At 53.3% G+C, this 17,095-nt stretch carries 15 protein-coding genes and 2 pseudogenes; 3 read left to right on the top strand and 14 right to left on the bottom strand.

Annotation, left to right across the window (positions count from 1 at the left end; genetic code table 11):
* Positions 1–13 precede the first annotated feature (13 nt).
* The 6 genes from DPRO_RS12560 to rfaD all read right to left on the bottom strand — a co-directional run bounded on the left by DPRO_RS12560 (position 14) and on the right by rfaD (position 8,974).
* Positions 14–1,807 (bottom strand): HAMP domain-containing sensor histidine kinase, encoded by a 1,794-nt coding sequence (locus DPRO_RS12560; protein WP_097012357.1) that lies wholly within the window; start codon positions 1,805–1,807, stop codon positions 14–16.
* 439 nt (positions 1,808–2,246) lie between these two features.
* On the bottom strand, positions 2,247–2,507 hold the full coding sequence (locus tag DPRO_RS12555) for a hypothetical protein (protein ID WP_232005580.1): 261 nt from the start codon (positions 2,505–2,507) through the stop codon (positions 2,247–2,249).
* An 18-nt stretch (positions 2,508–2,525) separates the two neighbouring features.
* Complete coding sequence (alr, locus tag DPRO_RS12550; protein ID WP_097012355.1) at positions 2,526–3,653, bottom strand: alanine racemase; 1,128 nt, start codon at positions 3,651–3,653, stop codon at positions 2,526–2,528.
* A gap of 2 nt (positions 3,654–3,655) precedes the next feature.
* Positions 3,656–5,521 carry a DNA mismatch repair endonuclease MutL gene (mutL, locus tag DPRO_RS12545; protein WP_097012354.1) on the bottom strand — a complete coding sequence of 622 codons (1,866 nt, stop codon included), beginning with the start codon at positions 5,519–5,521 and terminating at the stop codon, positions 3,656–3,658.
* A 66-nt stretch (positions 5,522–5,587) separates the two neighbouring features.
* Positions 5,588–7,981: an LPS-assembly protein LptD gene (locus tag DPRO_RS12540; protein WP_097012353.1), complete on the bottom strand. Its 2,394-nt coding sequence runs from the start codon at positions 7,979–7,981 to the stop codon at positions 5,588–5,590.
* 12 nt (positions 7,982–7,993) lie between these two features.
* On the bottom strand, positions 7,994–8,974 hold the full coding sequence (gene rfaD, locus DPRO_RS12535; protein ID WP_097012352.1) for an ADP-glyceromanno-heptose 6-epimerase: 981 nt from the start codon (positions 8,972–8,974) through the stop codon (positions 7,994–7,996).
* 238 nt (positions 8,975–9,212) lie between these two features.
* Between rfaD and DPRO_RS12530 the strand changes: the two genes are divergently transcribed.
* The 3 genes from DPRO_RS12530 to DPRO_RS12520 all read left to right on the top strand — a co-directional run bounded on the left by DPRO_RS12530 (position 9,213) and on the right by DPRO_RS12520 (position 11,068).
* Entirely contained in the window at positions 9,213–10,277 is a 1,065-nt protein-coding gene (locus DPRO_RS12530) for an OmpA family protein (protein WP_097012351.1), read from the top strand.
* A gap of 67 nt (positions 10,278–10,344) precedes the next feature.
* Positions 10,345–10,863, top strand: a complete 519-nt coding sequence (locus DPRO_RS12525; protein WP_097012350.1) for a hypothetical protein — start codon at positions 10,345–10,347, stop codon at positions 10,861–10,863.
* 10 nt (positions 10,864–10,873) lie between these two features.
* On the top strand, positions 10,874–11,068 hold the full coding sequence (locus DPRO_RS12520) for a YwbE family protein (RefSeq protein ID WP_097012349.1): 195 nt from the start codon (positions 10,874–10,876) through the stop codon (positions 11,066–11,068).
* 124 nt (positions 11,069–11,192) lie between these two features.
* Here the strand turns inward: DPRO_RS12520 and DPRO_RS12515 are convergent, their stop codons facing one another.
* From DPRO_RS12515 to DPRO_RS12490, 8 genes and pseudogenes are all read right to left on the bottom strand, one after another.
* Positions 11,193–12,398, bottom strand: a complete 1,206-nt coding sequence (locus DPRO_RS12515) for an FprA family A-type flavoprotein (RefSeq protein WP_097012348.1) — start codon at positions 12,396–12,398, stop codon at positions 11,193–11,195.
* Between the two features lie 21 nt (positions 12,399–12,419).
* Complete coding sequence (locus DPRO_RS20065) at positions 12,420–12,563, bottom strand: hypothetical protein (protein ID WP_157917469.1); 144 nt, start codon at positions 12,561–12,563, stop codon at positions 12,420–12,422.
* Between the two features lie 17 nt (positions 12,564–12,580).
* A pseudogene (gene rd, locus DPRO_RS20500) lies at positions 12,581–12,730 on the bottom strand (rubredoxin); the annotation flags it as partial.
* Between the two features lie 87 nt (positions 12,731–12,817).
* Positions 12,818–13,030 (bottom strand): annotated as a pseudogene (locus DPRO_RS20675) (rubredoxin); the annotation flags it as partial.
* 134 nt (positions 13,031–13,164) lie between these two features.
* On the bottom strand, positions 13,165–13,554 hold the full coding sequence (locus tag DPRO_RS12505; RefSeq protein WP_097012346.1) for a desulfoferrodoxin: 390 nt from the start codon (positions 13,552–13,554) through the stop codon (positions 13,165–13,167).
* 25 nt (positions 13,555–13,579) lie between these two features.
* A complete protein-coding gene (gene rbr / locus DPRO_RS12500; protein WP_097012345.1) occupies positions 13,580–14,152 on the bottom strand; it encodes a rubrerythrin in 573 nt (190 codons plus the stop codon).
* Between the two features lie 277 nt (positions 14,153–14,429).
* Positions 14,430–14,828: a Fur family transcriptional regulator gene (locus tag DPRO_RS12495; RefSeq protein WP_097012344.1), complete on the bottom strand. Its 399-nt coding sequence runs from the start codon at positions 14,826–14,828 to the stop codon at positions 14,430–14,432.
* 250 nt (positions 14,829–15,078) lie between these two features.
* The gene (locus tag DPRO_RS12490; protein WP_097012343.1) at positions 15,079–17,094 is read right to left on the bottom strand and encodes a methyl-accepting chemotaxis protein; all 2,016 of its coding nucleotides are present in this window, start codon (positions 17,092–17,094) and stop codon (positions 15,079–15,081) included.
* Position 17,095: the final 1 nt, after the last annotated feature.

Below are 17,095 nucleotides of genomic sequence, written 5' to 3'. Positions count from 1 at the left end.
GCTAAGAGTTTACTTAGGCCGGTGGTCCAGATTTATTCAGTCTGAAGCAGAACCGGGCTCCGCGGATGTCTTCACCGTATCCGTCATGCCAGATTTCACCGCCTAAATTCCGCACAATGCGGCGGCAAATTGCCAAACCTAGTCCGGCGCTGCCGGAAGAACTGTCGATAGTATTCTCGTCCACGCGATAAAAGCGCTCAAAGACCTTGGTGGAGTGCTCGCGCGATATGCCCGGCCCCTGGTCTTCAATACAGAACACGATGGATTCTCCATCATCCTCGGCACTAACGGTAACCTTACCGTTGTCCGGGCTGTATTTTACCGCGTTGTTGAGTAAATTATGAAAAACGTGCAGCAGGCCGTCCGGTTCCGCCATGACATACATGTCGTCCTCGGGAGCTTGTATTCTAAAGGTAATGCCCCGCTCGGCTGCCCATGGGGTGACGTCCGCCACCGTCCTGTTCAGGAACTCACGCCCGGATACGGGGGCCAGCTTCAACTGCTTGCCCATTTGCTCGGACTTTGCCAGCGCCAGCATGGAGGAGATGACCTTGTCCATGTGATCGGCATTCTTGAGTACGATTTCAAGGAAGAACTTTGCGTCCTCGGGATTGGACGGCGGGTTGTCGATCAATGTTTCCGCGTACCCCTTGATGGAGGTCAGCGGCGTGCGCAGTTGGTGAGAAGCGTTGGCCACAAAATCCTTCAACCCCTTCTCGCTGCGTTTCATTTCCGTGATGTCATGGAATACCAGAATAATCTTGGCCTCGCCCTGATGATCAAGGGATGGAACGGCGCTCAGTTCCACCGTGCGATCCATCAGTTCGATCTGGATGGAGCGAGCCCCCTCGTCAGGGTTGGCCTTGATGGCGTCCACCAAGTCCTGAATCTCGAAACGGCGGGTCACCTCGATGGGGGTTCGGCCAATCGAACTATCTGCGAGGTTGAACATGGTATCCAGGGCCGAGTTGAAGGACTCGATCCTGCCGCTTGCATCCAGCGACATGACTCCTTCGCGCATTCCCTCGAAGATGGCCTGCAGTTGTCCTTTCTGATCGCGGATGACGCGAACATTGCGCTCGATGGATTGGGCCATGCCGTTGATGGATTGGGCCAGCGGCATGAACTCACTGCCGGGCACCACGCGCAGACGGGTCCCGTAATCACCCTCGCCAATGGATCGGGCAAGGTTGGAAAATTCGTATATCTCGCGGCTCATGTTGCGCGACATGACCATGGAAACGACCACGGCAAAGACCATGGTCCCGAGGAAAATCCAAAAGAAGTTGATGCGCAGTGAGGCCAGCCGGTCACTGACTCGAGAAAACGGGACCGCCAACCGGAGGTAGCCATCGGGAACAGCTTCGCTCCCCACGACTTTCACTGCCGTATAGAGCATCTCCTTGTGCACCGTATCGGAATAGCGGACGTTGGATCCTTCCCCTTCGATATGTGCTGCCACTATCTCCGGGCGCTGGCTGTGATCGTCCATGACACCGACATTGCCAAAGCCGACATCCGAATCAGCGATAACGTGCCCAGCCTTGGCTACGTATGTAATACGCACGCCCAGGCGCTGCCCAAGCCCGTCGACCCATTTGCCGAAACCGTGTTCACCTTCATAGGGGCCATGTTCGACGATCAACCACCGAATAGACTCCAGTTCGCTTTTCGCCTTGCTCTTGGTGGCATGCAGCAGATCATCGCCCACCAGCGACGTGGAGTAGTAAAAAACCACGGCAAGGGCCATGAGCAGTAACGCCCATGTCCACAACAGGATACGCATTTGAAATGTTCGCAGCTTCATCTGTTTCCTCGGTTGTCGTCACCGGTCAGCCAACCAGCATGTGGAAAGATCCAACACGGTGCGAGGGGTCTGTAACATGTGCGTCACCAAAATGTAACGTTTTATAATGTTACGGTTATGTTACAATGGACATGATCAAACATATCAGTAAATTGTAGCACTTTTATTACAGTTTGAGAGCCTTAACGAAACAACGTATTTTTATATTTCCTCACCGGGGATTGCAACTTCTCCACTCATTATCCACAGATATCCCACACCTTTCGTACAGATGAATAAAAACACACGAAAAATAATTCTCCCACTTTGCACTGCCTCTGAATCACACATCATCAAAATTTATGATGATGCCATGGATGAGTGCGACGCTGTTCGATGATCACACAAAAAAAAGCGCACCTGAGTGCGCCTTCTCTTCGTGATACAACGATCATGAGAACTAGAAACCTCGCATGCATTCCATGAGGTACACGGATACTTCGATGCGTACGACACCGTCCTCTTCAATGATACGAACATTATTTTCAGGGATAAGTGCCATATCTTCAGCGACATCAAGCCACTTGCCGGCCAGCCACTTGGCTGTGACACCTTCTTTCTCCATCTCCTCACGAGAATAACTCTCGGCAACGGTCCATTCATCATCCCGCACTGCAGGCATAGTATGCTCCTTGTAGGCTTGAGACAGATTACTATCCATCAGCAAGCACGGTTATTATTATGTATATATACGCTGGTTCATGCCCAGAAGGCAGAACACCTCGTACGTGATCGTTCCCCACCAGTCGGCCAACTCTTCCGGAGTGATGGCCGCATCGCCCGGGCCGCCAAGCAGCCAGGCACGATCTCCGGGGACGACCTCTGTCCCTTCGCCCAAAATATCAGTCACGTCAACAGCGGTCATCTGCATGCAGACACGCCCAAGTACAGGCGCCCTGCGCCCGGCGATATTCACAAACCCCTTGCCAGACAGCGAGCGGCTGTAACAATCAGCATATCCCGCCCCGATGATAGCCACCATGCAATCCCTCTCGGCAACATGGGTCCAGCCATAGCTGATGCCCTCACCTTTGCCCAGCGGATGGACCTGCATGACCGGAGCGGAAACGTCCATGGCAGGCTTGAGCTCCTGACCGGCGTCTGCCCACTGTGTTCCATGCAGCGGATTGCCGCCATACAGTGATATGCCGAGCCGCAGCGAATCCATGTGACATGGCGGATGGACCATGGAGCCAGCCGAATTGGCAAGGTTGGCTTCCACGTCAAATCCGGCCTCGCGCAGTTTGCCGACAACGGCCTCAAAGGCCCGGGCCTGCCCGTGAACATGTTCCTTATGTTCCGGTACGTCAGCCGAAGCCAGGTGGGAAGTGACCATGACCGGCTTGAGCTTTGAATGGCCTTTCAGAAATTCGATGAGTTCGTCGACCTCTTCGGGCCGGAACCCCAATCGCCGCATCCCGGTGTCGATCTTCAGTCCTATGTTCAGAGTCCCACGCTCTTCCGCCATAGCGGCAGCGCGCTCCAGCTGGCCCATGTGCGACATGGCAGCCAGAATCTCATGATCCCACAACGCTTGAAAATCAGCGTCATCAATAGGACCGAGCAGGGCCATGATGCGCTGCTTACATCCTGAACGGCGCAGTAGGACCGCCTCGTTCACAAAGCCGACTCCAAAGGTCGATGCGTCGTTTTCCAGTGCCCTACTGACCTCAGCGAGACCATGGCCATACGCATCGGACTTGATGATCGGAATGACATTGTCACTGAACCGAGTGAAAATCCTGTAGTTATGCCGCAGGTTGTCCAGATTGATCCGAACTTCCAGTTTATTGTAATCGATTGTCATAGTTACTTTCTCTTGAAGAGCTTTTCCAGATCCAGCGGATTCCACTTCAGCACGACCGGCCTGCCGTGGGGGCAGTATTCCCGCTCCGGCGTCTTGAGCCAGACATCGAGCAGTGCAAGGGCTTCATCCACGGCCAGCGGTTGTCCCGCCTTGATGGCGGTCTTGCATGACATCATGGTCCAGAGGTCATCCATGGTCCTGACTTTTTCGGCCAGGGCATCGGTGATGTACTCCCGCGCCTTGCCTGTATCGAGGGTCGGCGGAATGCCACGAATCTGCACTTTGGTCGGCCCATCCATGGACATCTTGAAGCCCATGGCACCGAGTTCCTCCCACAGATTCTGCAAGACATCGACCTGACTGGTATGCAGGGTTATCTCCAACGGAATGGCCAGTGGCTGGGAGTCGCCGCGGGTACGCTCCTCCCGCATGGCAGCCAGCAACACCCGCTCGTGGGCTGCATGCTGATCAATGAGCACCAACGCATTGCCCTGGCGAACGACCAGATAGGTATCGGCAACCTGCCCAAGGTACGTGTAATCCGTCCCCTGCAACACAGCCTCTCTTGACGGAGAGACCGACGGCATTGTTCCGCGAGCCTCCAGCAGCGAGTCATCGTCACCGGGAAATTCGTCACGACCACCATGGCGCATGCCACTCGGCGGTGGCACCGGCAGCGGAATATCCTTGGGCGGATTGTATTCACTTTGAAATTCGCGATACGAGGAGAACTTCGGCCCATCCGAACTCCCTGAAGGACGATGCGCCCGCTTGGTGGGCAGCGCGCTTCCACCACTTTCAGGGCGATGGTACTCCGACATGCTCGAAGCTGCAGAACCTGAAAAGGTTGGCTCCTCCGAGGGGCCGTCATTCATGGAATTGATAGCCTGCATGATCCCGCCACGGATGACCGAAAAGACCCGGCTCTCTTCCAGAAAACGGACTTCCATTTTGGCGGGGTGTACGTTGACGTCCACTTCGTTGTTGGGCAGTTCCAAAAACAACACGATCTGCGGATATTCACGCGAAATAAGCATTCCCCGGTACGCCTGACGCACCGCGCTGAGCATCATCTTGTCCTGTACGGGCCTGCCATTGACGTAGAGCAGGATGCGGTCGCCGCGCCCCTGAGCTGTGGCCGGAGAACCCGCCACACCATGTGCGCGGTAATCCTCCCGTTCATAATCAAATGGACGCAACCCTTCGCAGACCGCAGGCGGCCAGAAGGTCTGCAGTCTCGTGGCAAGATCCTGCCCGGCCGGAAGGCGAAACGCCTCGCGTCCGCCCATGGTCAATGAGAACGCGGACTGCAAATGGGCCAGACTGATCCGCATGAGCGTATCCTGGCACCGCTTGTTTTCCGTTGCTTCGGTCTTGAGAAATTTAAGGCGTGCCGGAGTATTGGAGAACAAATCCCGGACTTCCACGCGGGTACCGGAAGCAAGGGCGGCTGGCCCTTCCGAAGCGACTTCGCCGCCCCGAACTTCGATGAAAGCCGCCTCATCACTGCCCTGATGGCAGGAGGTCATGGTAAAACGGGATACCGAAGCGATGGAAGGAAGCGCCTCCCCCCGAAATCCGAAGGAAGAAATGGAGGCAAGGTCGTCAAACCCCGTGATCTTACTGGTTGCATGACGCGTCACAGCCAGATTGAGCTGCTCGGGATCAACGCCCCACCCGTTATCCTGAACGAGGATCAGGGATTGGCCGCCCTTTTCCACGGTCACGTCCACTCGCATGGCACCGGCGTCGAGGCTGTTCTCCACCAGTTCCTTGACGACGCTGGAGGGGCGCTCAACCACTTCACCGGCGGCAATCTGATTTTTCAGCCCCGGAGGAAGAACACGGATATCAGCTTTCTTTTCCATACAATCCTTGCTGCGGGCAAGCCCTCTGCCAGGCGTGGAATGCGTCCATGACAGCAGCCCTGCCCGTTAGAAGTTCATCAGGTCGAAACCGAATTCAAACCGGTCGTCGTCAGGCTTCTGGGAATATCCGAAGTGGAGGGTGTAACACCCGGAGAACCAACTGAGCGTCAATGTGCGTTCGAGGTCACGCTCGCTGTTGAAATCATGACGGTAGATGGCATTGAGCGAGAACTCATCGTTGATTTCCCAGGTGCCTTCCAGACGGGCAATGGACAGGGTTTTGTCCCGCTCACGCTTGTACTCATCAATTTTTGTCAGATAGTCGTACCCGACAATGATCTCACCCAGTCCATCCTTGAAAAAGCGTACGTCGGTCTCGGTCTGGGTGAACTCGGTCAGGTAGGGCGAGAACCAGGTCCGGGTCACCAGATCGACGTATTCCCGCGGTCGAACTTTCAGCTCGGCCAACACATCGGAGAAGGGACGGCGTTCGTACTCGTCCCGGTCCGCATTGCGGGACGCCTCGTTCTGATCATAGGACTGTTCCAGACGGAACCGAATGAATTCGAGATAACTTGTTGCCAAAGCCGCCTGCGGAGATTGCCCGCTGTTGGGCGACAGGACCACGGTATCCAGACGGCGATTCAGAACATTGGTCAGTGAGTAGGTCACTTCGTTCAGACCGTCGATGCGGTCAAACTCATCGAAATACGGGTGTTTATCCTGACCGGTGATGGTCGGCGTGTAAGCATAGCTGACACGGGGAATGACCGAGTGGCGCAACCGGGTCCAGCGGGATGTTCCGGCCAGGGATGGGTCTGCTTCGGGCATCTCTTCCAGATCGAATGTCCGGGTCATCTCGCTGAAGGCGGTGAATCCGGCCTTCCAGGTGGTGCGGCTGCTGTAGCCATCTTCGACCTTGCTGGTGTTGATGGTTCTGGTCCGGCCACCCTTATCGGTAATCTTCTGCTCCCCGAACGCCTCGTGGCGCGACACGTTGTAGGACGTGTGATCGATGGATGCATTGGGAATGAAGGTCACATAGTCATTGCTCATGGGCACTTTTAGCTCGGGGGTCAGCCGCATGCGATGACCTGTATGCCCATATTTGCGTGTGAAATAATCGTACTTGGCCTCGGCTGCGACCTCGACCGGCGTGCTGCCCAGTCGCTGCTGGAAAGCAAAGGCTTCCAACTCGGGCAGGGTTTGAACCGTCGTATCTTTATCGTCATCACCGTTGCCGTTCATGAACTCCAGGTTCTGGCGATACTGAATCTTGGAAGACAGCCCGAACCGATCCCAGCTGCGTGAGGCAAGCAGGGTGGAGGTGCGGATGTTGTCATCCTTGTCCTCGATGTCACGCCCAAAGGCGTCGAGAAAATCGTCGCGGGTCTGATCGAAGCCGTTGGGGCCACGGTTGAAATCCCTGAGATAGTTCTGGTCGGAAACCGCATCAAGATCCACCTTGACCTTGATATTCGGACTGCCCAACCAGCCGTTATACTTACCGCGAACCCACCACCGATTGGAGTTGGGGCGTGCCAGTCCATCGTCATTATAGGATTTGTACTCGTCAGCTTCGGAATCGGCAGTCCTGCTGTCCTTCAGGTAATCCACCTTCCACATGCCTTTTGAGTCTTCATCTTCCACGTGCCGGAATTCAACACCCTGCATGTAGCCGCGCTTGGACATGTAGTTCTGATAGAACGTGGCGTCCATCTCGTCATTGATGACCCAATAGTATGGAAGGTTGGTCTGGAATCCGAGCTTGGAACTCGATGAAATATACGGGGTGAGAAAACCGGTCTGGCGCTCCATGCGCCCGGGCAACGACATGTACGGCCAGTAAAAGACCGGGATATCCTTGATGCGGAACGCCGAACGGTACAGTTTGACCTGTCCGTCCAGATCAATATCGCCCTCTTCCGTGGACACGGACCAGGCCGGACGCTCGCCCTCGCACGCCGTGACCTTGGCGTTCTTGAAGGTATAGGAATCGCCTTTGGATTTGCCGACACGCTCGGCTTCCACATAGATATGCGGCTTGGCCATGAACAGTTTTCCGTTCTTGAGCCAACCGGTCATGTTGTTGAGATCGAACTCGCCTTCGTCGGCTTCGAGGAAGTCACCACCCCAACGAGCGCGGATGTTTCCTTTGAGAAAAACCCAGCCGGTGGTCTGATAGTAGCGGGCGAAGTCGGCGCGAAGTTCATTGTCGCCCATGGAAAGCGTGCAGTTGCCGTGAGCTTCCACATACTCGCTGGTATGATCCCCCACCACACGATCTGCTGAAAAGGTCCACTCATCCTGTTTGGCTGCAGTCTCGGACTCGGGGATGTCCATGACATACTTCCTGACCCTGTCGAGCTTCGGATTCTTTCCGAGCAGGGTCAACGGAAGGCACAGGATCAGCACTGCCGCAAGGCAGAGAATCCACCATATGGTTCTTTTACGTCGCAATGGTTCTCCGGCCTAGCGTGATACCAGATGAGGATTGTCGTTTTGCAGGTAGTTGCGCACGTAGTCGGCCGCCCCGTCTTCCAGGGAGGTCATCTTCACATCGCAACCGGCTGCGGCCAGCTTATCCATATTGGCTTCGGTGAAATACTGATACTTGTCGCGGATCGCTTCCGGCATCTCGATATATTCAAGATTCGGCTCGCGATCCATGGCAGCAAATACTGCGTTGCCCAGATCATTCCAAGTACGGGCTGTGCCGGTGCCGATGTTGAAGATGCCGCCGGTTTCTTTATTTTCCAGGAACCAGGCCATGATATCGACACAATCCTTGATGTAGACGAAGTCACGCTTCTGTCCGCCGTGCGGGTATTCTTCTCGATAGGACTTGAACAGCTTGAGCTTGCCTGTCTCCAGAATCTGCTTGTGCGCCTTGCAGATGACCGAGCGCATATCATCCTTATGATACTCGTTGGGCCCATAGACATTGAAAAACTTGAGGGAGACAATGCGATCAAGGATGCCGCCCTGCTTGGCCCACAGGTCGAACAACTGCTTGGAATAGCCGTACATATTCAGGGGGCGCAGACGATCAATGCCCTCATGGTCATCGTCGAATCCGTATTCACCGTCGCCGTAGGTGGATGCGCTGGAGGCATTGATGAAGCGGGCATCATTGCTCATGCAGTGACGGCAGACGAACTGGGTGTAGCGGTAGTTGTTTTCCATCAGGAAGTCGGCATCCAGTTCGGTGGTTGCCGAGCAGGCACCCATGTGAATGACGGCCTGCGTATTGAAAGGGTCTTCCCCTTCAAGGATATATTTCAGAAACTGGTCCCGGTGCAGATAGTCTTCATAGCGCAGCCCAACGAGATTTTTCCACTTTTCACTGGTGGAAAGATTGTCGACCACCAGGATATCATCAATGCCCATCTGGTTGAGCTTCCAAACCATGGCGCTGCCGATAAACCCTGCGCCGCCGGTAACTATATACATGCCAGCTCCTCTTGTATTCAATCCGAATAGTCGCCCACAAGGGCGGCAAACGCTTCTTTATACTGTGTTAGCGCGTCAGACGCAACCGCTCCGAGACCTCTTTCCCTGATGAATCTCCTATTATTTCTTTCCTATTTTTTTCTTTGACTTCTTGCACCAAAGTCATCACTACCGTATATAGTTTATATCGCCGTTAGTATTATGTAGATAAAGCAACCCCCTCCAAAGGAGTGAAACCATGAAAGAATTCAAGAAACTGCTGCTGTTGACGCTCGTTGTAGCCATGACATTCGGCTTTGCGGCAACGACCCCGGCCCAGGCCAAGATGGTCAAAAAGGCTGACAACTTCATCCTCTTCCTCGACCACTCCGGTTCCATGGGTATGACTAAAGACGGTGTCGGCGATACCAAAATCGACAAAGCCGTCGACGTCATTGAAGCTCTGAACAACGCTGTTCCTGAAGAACTCGGATTTACTTCCGCTTTCTTCACATTCGCTCCTTTCCAGGTAGTGAGTGAGCCCGGCACATATAAAAAGGCCAACATCAGCAAGGGTCTCGATTCCATCGAACGCGATTTCGAGATCTTCAACCGCAAGACCCCCATGGGCAGCGGCCAGAAGGATATGGAACCCGTTATCGGCGGACTCAGCGGCAAAACCGCGCTGATCATGTTCACCGACGGCCTCAGCAACAAGGGTGAGGACCCGGTCATGGTCGCACGCGAAATGCGTAACCGTTTCGGCGACAATCTCTGCCTGCACATCGTCAGCTTTGCTGACAAGCCAGCCGGCCAGAAGATCATTGACGAAATCCGCGCCATCTTCCCCTGCACTGTCGTTGCCGACTACGAGTCCCTGATGGCACCCGGCGCCATGGATCAATACGCCAAGGATGTCCTCTATAAGGAAGTAGCCGATGCCAAGCCCGCACCTGCCAAGCCGGCACCGGTTGTCGTGCCCATGCAGAAGGAAACCATCACCTTCAGCCTGAACTTCGGCTTTGACAAGGCTGCCATCACCGACGAGATGGTCCCTGTCCTCGAACAGGCCAAGATGATCCTGGAAGAAGAGCCGGGAACCACCTATGAGATCGCCGGCCACACCGATTCCACCGGTCCTGAAGCCTACAACCAGGGACTGTCCGAACGTCGCGCCGCCGCAGTCGTCAACTGGATGACCGCCAATGGCATCTCTGCTGACCGCCTGGAGCCCAAGGGTTATGGTGAAAATTCACCCAAGTACGACAACGGCACCAAGGAAGGCCGTCGCCTCAACCGTAGGGTTGAAATCCTGAGCCAGTAAAGGTATACTAAGAACAGCCGGGCGGTTCCAACCGCCCGGCTGCTGCTCTGGCCAGAGGATGACCACCATGCATAAATATATTTTTATTGGTTTTTTTGCCGTGTCTTTGCTCGGCTCTTTTTTAATGTCCAACGCACAGGCCCAGGATGCCATTGCCACTTCCGAAGTTGAAGTCGCTGCCATCGAGCCGGGTGCAACCGTTCCCAAGGTTACGGCCAAGACGCTTCCGACTTATCTGGACGAAGACCTTGCCAACCGAAAGGACGAATTTTCTCGATTCGCCAAAACCAAAGTCAAAACCATCAACAGCAATCACCGACTTTCGCGAAGCCGGATGCAGGTGACACGCGAAGCTGATGGGACGTTCCGCGGTCGCTTTCACGCCATCGACAAATCCACGCTCGCAACCAAGGTTCGTCGCTCCAAATCCAAGACTATCCCGTACGTTGGCGTACTTTCCTATCACGAAACCATCTACGAAGCCGTAGCCGAATCGCCCGAAGCATTGAACGGCGCGGACTTCAACCCCGTAGCAATTATTCCGAACCGACACATTTTCAGCTACAAAAACGACGCTTGGCAATAGCCGGATCACCATGCAAGGTACTGTACGAAGCGATATCAAGCCCGGCCTTCGGGTGCGCATTGTCCTGAAAAAGGATCAGCGCACCGGAAACCTGACCGAGGGAGTTGTCGGCAGACTGCTGACCAAATCCCCTACCCACCCACACGGCATCAAGGTTCGTCTTGAGGATGGTCAGGTGGGACGGGTCAAGGAAATCCTTTCTTAGAAACACCGCACATCAACGACACCAAACAATAAGCCCGGCCTTCCAAAAGGAAGACCGGGCTTGTTTTATTCAGTCTCTACCCTGCTCAAAAAAGAGACGAGGGATTCTGCTTTCAGCGTTGCAATTAATCGAGCTTTGCCTTGATGGCGGCTGCGATATCCTTGCCCTGCTGGTAGCACTGGACTAGGGTGTCATGGGTCGGCACATGTTTGACCTTGATCGGATCAACAATGTCCATGCCCATTTCCTCAAGAGCCTGGGTCAGTACCTTGACGCACTCACCGGACCAACCAAAGGAACCGATGGCCGCGCCGATCTTGTTCTGCGGGCGCAGTCCCTTCATGTAGGTCAGCATGTCTGCCATGAGCGGCAGGATACCGTTGTTGTGAGTGGGTGAACCAACGATGACGGCAGCGGCATCGAAAATCTCGGTCATCACTTCGGAGTGATGGTTGGACTTCATGGACATGACACGAACAGAGATACCTTCGTCAGCCAGTCCGGAAGCCACGGCGTTGGCCATGTTTTCCGTGGAGTGCCACATGGTGTCGAACACGATGACAGCTTTCTTTTTCGGCTTCTGCTCGGCAAACTCAACGTACTTGTCGAGCACCCATTTGCACTCTTCCTTACCGCGGAACATCAGGCCGTGGTCAGGGCAGATCATGTCGATATCAAGATTCATCTCTTCCAGCGCCTTGAGGGTCTTGAGAACCACAGGCGAATAAGGAAGAACAATGTTGGCGTAGTAGGTCTTCATCAGATCTTCGAGGAAGGTGCGATCCACTTGATCGGCAAAACGCTCGCTGGTGGCCCAGTTCTGACCGAACGCATCGTTGGTGAACGCGATCTTGTCTTCCGGGCAGTAGGTCAGCATGGCGTCAGGCCAGTGCAGCATGCGGGTTTCCACGAACTGCAGGGTGCGCTTGCCGAGGGAGATTTCACTGCCGGTGGGCACGACTTCAACAGGCCAGTCCTTGTAATGGAAGTGAGCCTGCATTGCTTTCTGCCCCATGGGGGAGGTGTAGATTTTCTCAGGCTGGTACTTCTCAACGGCGAGGGCGAGGCAACCGGCATGATCCGGCTCAAGGTGATTGATGATGAAGTAGTCGATCTTGCCTTCGGGGCCAAGAACATGAGCCAGATTGCACTGCATCGCACCCCAGAACTCTTCAGCAACAGTATCGATCAGGGCAACTTTCTCGTCCTTGATCAGGAAGTTGTTATACGTGGTGCCTTTGTGGGAAATGGAGTAACCGTGAAAGTTACGGCGATTCCAATCCACCACACCTGTCCAGAAAATTCCTTCTTTAATTTCAACTGGTCTCATTCTTTTCTCCGTATTGAACGGTCAATCAACCGTCAGTTCCAAAAGAAGCGCGGCCAGTGGCACGCGCTTCGATGTAAAAATTTCACGTTCAGGGGCCGAACCACAGCTACCCTTCAGCGATATCAGCAACGTCGGGAAGGGGTTCTTCAGTTCGACGTTACTCATGAAAACTTGCCTGTATCCTAGTCTTCAGGAACAAAGCTCTCTTTGGTTGCCCCGCAGATGGGACAGGTCCAATCATCGGGCAGATCGTCGAAGCTGGTGCCCGGTGCGATATCACTATCAGGATCACCCTGTTCAGGGTCATAAACATAGCCGCAAATCTCACAAACGTATTTCTGCATGGGGTCATTCTCCTTTTGAGTAGTTACTTTTGCAGCAGTGGCTGCTGCTGTCAACTTCTGAGGATCGGTTTCGACCGGCAGCTCGCAGTCGGCTTTGGTAGATCCGGGGCCGACCAGGGGGCGGAAGCATTTTTTCGTCCCACCGCAGATGGGACAACGCCATTCATCAGGGATATCCTGGAACAACGTGCCTTTCTTGATCTTTCCCCTCCGATCACCCTTGTCCGGGTTGTAAATATAGCCACAATTCACTGTCTGACATTGCCACATATCTTCGGGGCGAGCCATGATCATACTCCTGATTGAAAAATATCCCCCCCGGGGAAAATTCTTACGCCGTTTGGCGATTTCGATCCTACAGAGCAGAATGAGGGCAGGCAAAGCCCACCCTCATTTTCATAACACAGGTAAAAAACGTCAGCTTACGCTTCAGCCTTCCAAAGTCCGTGCAGGTTGCAGTATTCGCGAACGACGATATCGCCGGAAAGACCGCAAGCGCAGAACTCAGCTTCCGGTGCATCACCGGGCTTGAGCATCTTGGTGAAAACGGTGTCGCCGATCTGGCACTCTATCCACTCAATGTAGTGCTTTTCTTCCATGGGATGAGGAACGCTGCCGACCTTGACGGTGACCTTATCGCCATCTTTCTCAACGACCGGGACGTGCTTTTCTTTGGCTGCGTCTACGGTGTTTTCGGTCATCAGGATCATTTCTTCACCACAGCAAACGAGGTCTCCGCCACCTTCGTGGATAGCGATAACCATGTTGCCACATGCTTCACATTTGTAAACTTCACCCAATTTAATAGCCATTTATAACTCCTTGGATAGAGGTTGTTTACCAGTTGGTATCTTTGATTTCGAAGTGGGACTGAGGATGGTCACAGGCCGGGCAGGCAACCGGAGCAGTGGTTCCCTTGTGGTTGTAACCACAGTTCTGACAGCGCCAGACGATTTCCTTGTCCTTTACGAACACACGCTCTTTCTCGATATTGTCGAGAAGAGAAAGATAGCGTTCTTCATGGTATTTTTCAGCAACGGCGATGTTTTCCATGACAGCAGCAATCTCCGGGAATCCTTCTTCACGGGCAATGGCTGCGAACTCGGGGTACATTTCAGAGTATTCCTCATTTTCGCCGTGTGCAGCGGCCTTGAGGTTCTCAACGGTGTTGCCGATCTTGCCAGCCGGGAAAGTGGCAGTGATTTCTGCGTCGCCACCTTCAAGGAACTTGAACAGGCGCTTAGCGTGTTCTTTCTCGTGGTTGGCTGTTTCTTCAAAAATCTTGGATATCTGAACGTATCCTTCTTTTTTCGCGACACTGGCGAAATAGGTGTACTTATTGCGTGCCTGAGATTCACCAATAAACGCAGTCAAGATATTCTTTTCCGTTTTCGTTCCTTTAAGAGACATAGTTCCTCCTGACACTTTCGGTCGAGTAGATTTGTAAATCGAATTGAACCTAGGTTCTACCATATTCAAATAAAATGTACAGGGCCTAACACAACTGTGGCCCAAGCACCGCCAACACAACTGGTAACATAGTAATCTTCCATCAGCGATTCATATGAATGAAACCCGATGTGAGAATGATTACTATATATTTTGATTAGTAATGTCAAGTTACTGTATAAAAAAAGGCCGGTTGACTCATTTGTCAACCGGCCTGAATAACTAAAGGCGCTATGATTTACTGCTGCGCTTCCTGGCACTGAGGGCAAACGCCAACAAACTCGACGTTTGTATTGAGAATCTTATATCCGCTGGTGCAGCTTTCAGGAATCTGTGGAACTTCCACTTCACACTCCACGTCAACTACACCTGTGCAGACAGCACATCGAATGTGCGGATGAGGCTCAGGAGTACCATCAAACCGTTTCTGCGCACCAGGAGCACCAAGCTTGAGGACAAGCCCTTTGTTGCTCAAAAATTCAAGATTACGATACACGGTTCCAAGACTGATTCTTGGGATAATCTTTCTGACCATGTCGTATACTTCATCCGCCGTAGGATGCGACGTTACTTTACGCAATTCTTCCAGAATAACTTTCCGTTGTTTGGAAAGCCTGAATCCCATTTCCGACGTCATAGTGTTCCCCCTGCTAATTGTTGCGAGTAACTATTATTACATTGATCAATTTATGTCAAGCATAGCCCATCCCCATGAGCCAAGTCTTCCCTAGCTCAGTTTTACGTTTGGTGCAATTATTTCGATTATCTGCTATGACCTTCAACTTTTTACACAGTATCTGTGAATAACTTACAGTTTTCCACATGTATTGAGCATAAAAAAAAGGCCGGAATCAATCCCGGCCTTTTCTGTATTATTCTGGATTAATTTAATTTCGGAACTTCGACACCAACTCGCTCAAGTGCGAAGCCATTTCCGAGACTTCCTGGATATCCCTATTGGATTCCCTGATGCCTGCCAGCACTTCCTGGGACAGATCGTTGATCTGAGTGACGGAAGTATTGATTTCATCCGAAGTCGCGGACTGCTGTTCCGCAGCAGTGGCGATGCCTCTGACCATATCGGCGATGGCATCCGAATGTCCGACGATTTCGCCCAGGACGTTTCCTGCCTGTTGGGCCATGCCCGACGTGTTGATGACACGCTCCTTGGCGGTGTCCATCTCCTGCACGACTTCAGTGGTCGACTGCTGGATGAGAGATATGGCTTCTTCCACTTCCTTGGTGGCGTCCATGGTCTTCTCTGCCAGCTTGCGAACTTCGTCGGCAACAACGGCGAAACCGCGTCCGGCCTCTCCGGCTCTGGCCGCTTCAATAGCGGCATTGAGCGCCAGGAGGTTGGTCTGATCGGCAATATCATTAATGACAGCCATGACCTGACCGATATTCTCGGCGCGGCTTGAGAGAGCTCCAAGAGCCTCTGCCAACTTCTCGGTGATATCGGCGACCGAGTTGATTTCATCAACGGTCTTCCCAACAATGACACCACCGTCTGCGGCAACCTGATTCGCCTTGTTCGAGGCATCAGAGGTTTCCGATGCATTCTTGGCGACCTCCAGAACCGTGGCGTTCATCTCCTCCATGGCAGTGGCGACCTGAGAGGTCTGGTCCGCCGTGGTATCAACGCCGTTAGCCAACTGATTCATCTTGTCAGACAGAATCTTGGATGCTTCGTTGAGCTTGTTGGAGACTTCGGTGACTTCGTTAGCCACCACCAGCAGGTTCTGTCTCTGCGCCTCGATATTTTTCTTGTCTTCTTCTTCGCGAGTAAGGTCGATGAGGACACAGATGGCTCCGACCGTATCACCGTCGGCATCGACCAGCGGTGAGGCCTCGAAGTGCAGCGGGAAGACGGTTCCGTCATCACGCCTGTACTGGAAGTTGCCGGAGATGGAGATGCCACTCGCGATAACATGGGCGGCATCACAGGTGTCGTCCCCTTCCTGACATTCGAATACGGATGAAACAAGACGTCCCTTGACCTCATCTTCGCTCACACCGAGTATCTTTTGCAGCGGCGCATTGACAAACTGCAACCGCTCCTCACTATCCGTGACAAACAGCGGAACGACAATGCCTTCAAGGACAGACTTGTTGTACTGCAACTGGTCTTTGATCTGATCAACCATTTCGCCAAGGTAGTGCGAAAGCGAACCAAGCTCATCTTCACCTTTCACGGTGAACTTGGCGTCCAGGTTGCCCTTGGACACATCTTCGGTGGTCGCAGCGATGGTCGTGATGCGATTCACTACAGACTTGCGCATGAATATGATCAGTGCCGCGAGCAGCACCACTACGCCCAACACGGATATGGCGGCAGAGCGGAACTGGTTCTGTTTGAGCGAATCGAACTGCGGGCTGACGTCTACCGTCAGCACGAGCGTACCAAGAATATCGTGAGAGCGACCATGACAGTGATAACAGGACGGTGCGTTCTCGATGGATTTCACCTCGGCAAACTGCAGCTTGCCGTTGATCTCCATCAACTCGCCTTCAACAATGCTTTCAGCCAACCCTCGTTTGATCAACTGCGGCAGATTTCCCTCACCACGAACTTCGTAAATGGAATCTCGGACCGTATCCTTTTCTGTTGAGTAGGTGATCTCGCCTTTCCAGTCAGTCAGGTACGCCATGGTATTGTCATAGCGCTCTGAAAGTTGACGGAATTTCAATTCCGTACCGGCATTGTTACCTATAGCCATGGGATCTTCGATGGCCATGTACAACAAATCAGCCTCGCGGATAGAGGCATTTTTCACCTCGGCCAGCGTATGCTCGTACGTTGAATAGGAGTTGTATACAAACAACCCGGAAAAAGCGGTGATGGTCAGCAGTGACGATAGCAATATGACTTTGACACCCAGAGACTGCTTGATGAATTTCATA

The sequence above is a fragment of the Pseudodesulfovibrio profundus genome (assembly GCF_900217235.1).
Lineage (GTDB): Bacteria > Desulfobacterota > Desulfovibrionia > Desulfovibrionales > Desulfovibrionaceae > Pseudodesulfovibrio > Pseudodesulfovibrio profundus.
Note: the sequence above shows the minus strand (reverse complement) of the source record. Positions and strands in the feature narration are given on the sequence as shown.